This is a genomic window from Pseudorhodobacter sp. (assembly GCF_030452865.1).
Taxonomy (GTDB): Bacteria; Pseudomonadota; Alphaproteobacteria; order Rhodobacterales; family Rhodobacteraceae; genus Pseudorhodobacter.
Genome location: NZ_JAKDLJ010000345.1, coordinates 1 through 3,921, shown reverse-complemented (window position 1 = coordinate 3,921; position 3,921 = coordinate 1). Strand labels below are relative to the sequence as shown.

The following is a 3,921-nucleotide window of genomic DNA, read 5'->3' as shown; positions in this document are numbered from 1 at the left end:
CACCGTGACCTATTTCGTCGGGTTCGACGATATCAAGCCGACGGGGCGCGGTTCGCTGTTGCGCGTGCTGAAGACCAGTATCTTCACCTATCTGTGGCACAACGCCGAACGCGTGGCGGATTCCTACAACCTGTCGCCGGAGCGGACGATCATCATCGGAAAGCTGATCCGGGTGTAGCTCAAAGCGGCTTTTTCAACCAGCGCGCCAGCACACCCACAACCCCTTCGCGGAACAACAACACGCCAAGGACAAAGATCACACCCTGGATCACCGTGACCCATGCGCCGAACGTCGCGAGGTAGTTCTGCATTGTCACGATGATTCCCGCGCCGACGAGTGGCCCGAAAATCGTGCCCATGCCACCAAGCAGGGTCATCAACACAACTTCGCCAGACATCGACCAATGCACGTCGGTCAGCGAGGCCAGTTGGAACACCTGACTTTTCGTCGCCCCGGCAAGGCCCGCCATGGTGGCGGAAAGGGTGAACACGATCAGCTTGTAGCGGTTCACGTCATAGCCGAGTGAGATGGCGCGCGGCTCGTTCTCCCGAATGGCTTTCAAGACCTGACCGAACGGGGAATGCACGATGCGATAAAGCAACAAGATGCCGCCAAATGTCAGAGTGAGGACGAAGAAATAGAGCGCGATATTCCCCTCCAGCGAGATCAGGCCAAACAGATCGCCGCGCGGAACACTTTGGATGCCATCCTCGCCACCGGTGAATTCAGCTTGCAGTGCCACGAAATAGACCATCTGCGCGAAGGCGAGCGTGACCATTGCGAAATAAATGCCCTGCCTGCGGATCGACAACGCCCCGATAACAAGGCCCAAAACCGCCGCCGCCGCCGTCCCGGTCAGCACCGCCAGTTCCGGCGTCAGCCCCCAGACCTTGGCGGCATGGGCCGCGATATAGCTTGCGCCTCCGAAATAGGCGGCGTGGCCAAAGGACAACAGCCCGCCAAAGCCCAGAAGCAGGTTGAACGCCGCCGCGAACAGCGCAAAGCACATAACCTTCATCGCAAAGATCGGATAAACCACGAACGGCAATACGATCAGCGCGGCCAGCAGAACCGAGAAGATGATCTTGTGAAGCCGTGGCATCCCGGTGGTTTGTGCCACCGCGACAGCCTCGGTTGTCTTGTCTGCCATAGCCATCACGCGGGCCTCCCGAACAGTCCATCAGGTTTGATCAACAGCACGATGGCCATGATGATGAAGATAACAACGGCAGAGCCTTCGGGATAAAACACCCGCGTCAGCCCTTCGATAATGCCAAGCATATAGCCTGTCACGATTGCGCCCATGATCGAGCCCATGCCGCCGATGACGACCACCGCGAACACCACGATGATCAGTTGCTCCCCCATATTCGGGTTCACTGAATAGATCGGGGCGGCAAGCACACCCGCAAACCCGGCCAATGCCACGCCGAAACCATAGGTCAGCATGATCATCAACGGTACGTTGACACCGAACGCACCCACCAGCACCGGGTTTTCGGTCGCGGCGCGTAAGTAAGCCCCAAGCCGGGTTTTCTCGATTATGAACCATGTCCCGAAACACACGATCACTGAGGCGACAACGACCCAGGCGCGGTAGTTCGGCAGGAACATGAAGCCGAGGTTTTGGCCACCCGACAGTGCCGCCGGAATTTGATAGGGCAAGCCAGAAATGCCGTAATAATTGCGAAACAGCCCCTGGATGATCAGCGCCAGCCCGAAGGTCAGCAACAGGCTGTAAAGGTGATCGAGATGATAGAGGCGCGACAGCATGGTGCGTTCCAGCACAATTCCGAACGCCCCCACGATCAGCGGGGCCAAAATCAACGCAGGCCAATAGCCGATGCCAAGGTAATTCAGCAGCATCCATGCCACAAACGCCCCCGCCATATACAGCGCGCCATGAGCGAAGTTGATGATGTTGAGCAGGCCAAAGATCACCGCCAGACCCAGCGACAGAACCGCATAAAACGACCCGTTGATCAGCCCCAGCAAAAGCTGGCCCAGCAAAACCTGCGGCGGTATTCCCAATAGCTCGAACATATGTCGGTCCTGTTTCGCGGATTGGTCAAAACACGCCCGCCCAGCCTGAACAGCCGGGCGGGCGCATTGGCATTACTTCTTGGTGAAGTCGCACTCATCCAGCATTGGCAGGAAGGCATCTTCGCCGCTGATAGAAGAGATCTGGTTATAGAGATCCCACTCACCTTTGGACTGGTCCGGGGTTTTCACCTCAAACAGATACATATCGTGGATCGCACGACCATCGCCACGGACCTTGACCTTGCCGAACAGCGGATCATCGAAATCCATCTCTTTCATCTTGGCGGCAACAGCCTTGCCATCGGCCGCACTGCCCACAGCTTCGACAGCGGCCAGATAGGCCATGGTGCCGGAATAGACCCCGGCCTGAACCATTGTCGGCTGTGCGCCATGAGTATCCATGAACCGTTTGGACCAAGCACGAGTTGCGTCATTCTGGTCCCAATAGAAGGCTTCGGTCAGCGACAGGCCTTGCGCGGTTTGCGGACCCAGTGCATGCACATCGGTCACAAAGAACAGCAGTGCCGCCAGTTTTTGCCCCGCTTGGGTAATCCCGAATTCCGCCGCTTGCTTGATCGCGTTGACGGTATCGCCGCCTGCGTTCGCGAGACCAATCACATTGGCACCGGAACCCTGCGCTTGCAGCAGGAAGGAGGAGAAATCGGTCGCCGGGAACGGCACGTTGACGGTGCCCACAACCTCACCACCGTTCGCCTTGACGACCGTGGCGGTATTTTCTTCCAGCGAGTGGCCGAACGCATAATCAGCGGTCAGGAAAAACCACTTCTTGCCGCCGGCTTTGGTCATTGCGGCACCGGTGCCGTTGGCAAGGGCTGCGGTGTCATAGGTCCAGTGGATCGTCGTCGGGCGGCACTGTTCGCGGGTCAACGCCGTTGAACCGGCACCGGAATCAATCAACACGCCGTTCTTCTCGGCCGTAATGTCAGCAACGGCCAAAGCAACGGAGGAAGTAGGCACGTCGAGAATGGCGTTCACACCGTCCACGTCATACCACTGACGCGCGATGTTGGAGCCGATGTCCGGCTTGTTCTGGTGGTCGGCAGAGATGATGTCGACAGTGATCCCTTTGTCCTTGGCCTTGAAATCTTCAACCGCCATGCGCGCGGCCACGACCGAGCCTTCACCCGACAGGTCGGCATAAACGCCGGAACGGTCATTGAGCACGCCAAGTTTGACAGTGATATCCGCCAGCGCCGGAGCGCCGATCACTGCGGCCATTGCCGCCGTACTGATAGCGAGTTTCTTGATCATCGTTTTCTCCTGATTGAAGCGCGGATGCGCCGGTAAGTCGTTTTACACACCCAGATAATCGTGCAATTTCTGGGAATTCTGTTCAAGCTGGTCATTGGGGATCATGTCGACGACGCGGCCCTGATCCACGACATAGTGCCGGTCGGCGACCGATGCGGCAAAACGGAAATTCTGTTCGACGAGGACGATGGTGAACCCCTCGTTCTTCAGCGCGGCAATGGTGCGGCCGATCTGTTGCACGATCACCGGGGCCAATCCTTCGGTCGGCTCATCCAGCAGCAGGAATTTGGCACCGGTGCGCAAGATGCGCGCGATGGCGAGCATCTGTTGTTCCCCCCCCGACAGCTTGGTGCCTTGCGAACTGGTGCGCCGTTCGCGCAGGTTCGGGAACAGATCGTAAATCCGCTCCACCGTCAGCCCACCGTCAGCAATGCGCGGCGGCAGCATCAGGTTTTCTTCCACCGTCAGCGAGGAAAAGATGCCGCGTTCTTCCGGGCAAAGCGCGATGCCAAGCCGGGCGATATGGCGCGGCTGCATCGCGATAATCTCTGTCCCGTTGAAGGTGATGGAGCCGGTGCGCTTGGCCAAGATCCCCATGATTGCCA

Annotated in this window: 4 protein-coding genes; all 4 read right to left on the bottom strand. The window is 58.3% G+C overall.

Annotated elements, in window-relative coordinates:
* Positions 1-179: 179 nt before the first annotated feature.
* On the bottom strand, positions 180-1,103 hold the full coding sequence (locus tag L0H65_RS15975; protein WP_301460112.1) for a branched-chain amino acid ABC transporter permease: 924 nt from the start codon (positions 1,101-1,103) through the stop codon (positions 180-182).
* A gap of 53 nt (positions 1,104-1,156) precedes the next feature.
* Entirely contained in the window at positions 1,157-2,044 is an 888-nt protein-coding gene (locus tag L0H65_RS15970; protein WP_301460110.1) for a branched-chain amino acid ABC transporter permease, read from the bottom strand.
* Between the two features lie 72 nt (positions 2,045-2,116).
* On the bottom strand, positions 2,117-3,316 hold the full coding sequence (locus tag L0H65_RS15965) for an ABC transporter substrate-binding protein (RefSeq protein ID WP_301460109.1): 1,200 nt from the start codon (positions 3,314-3,316) through the stop codon (positions 2,117-2,119).
* 42 nt (positions 3,317-3,358) lie between these two features.
* Positions 3,359-3,921 (bottom strand): ABC transporter ATP-binding protein (locus L0H65_RS15960; RefSeq protein ID WP_301460107.1); only part of this gene is annotated, 563 nt, incomplete at its 5' end.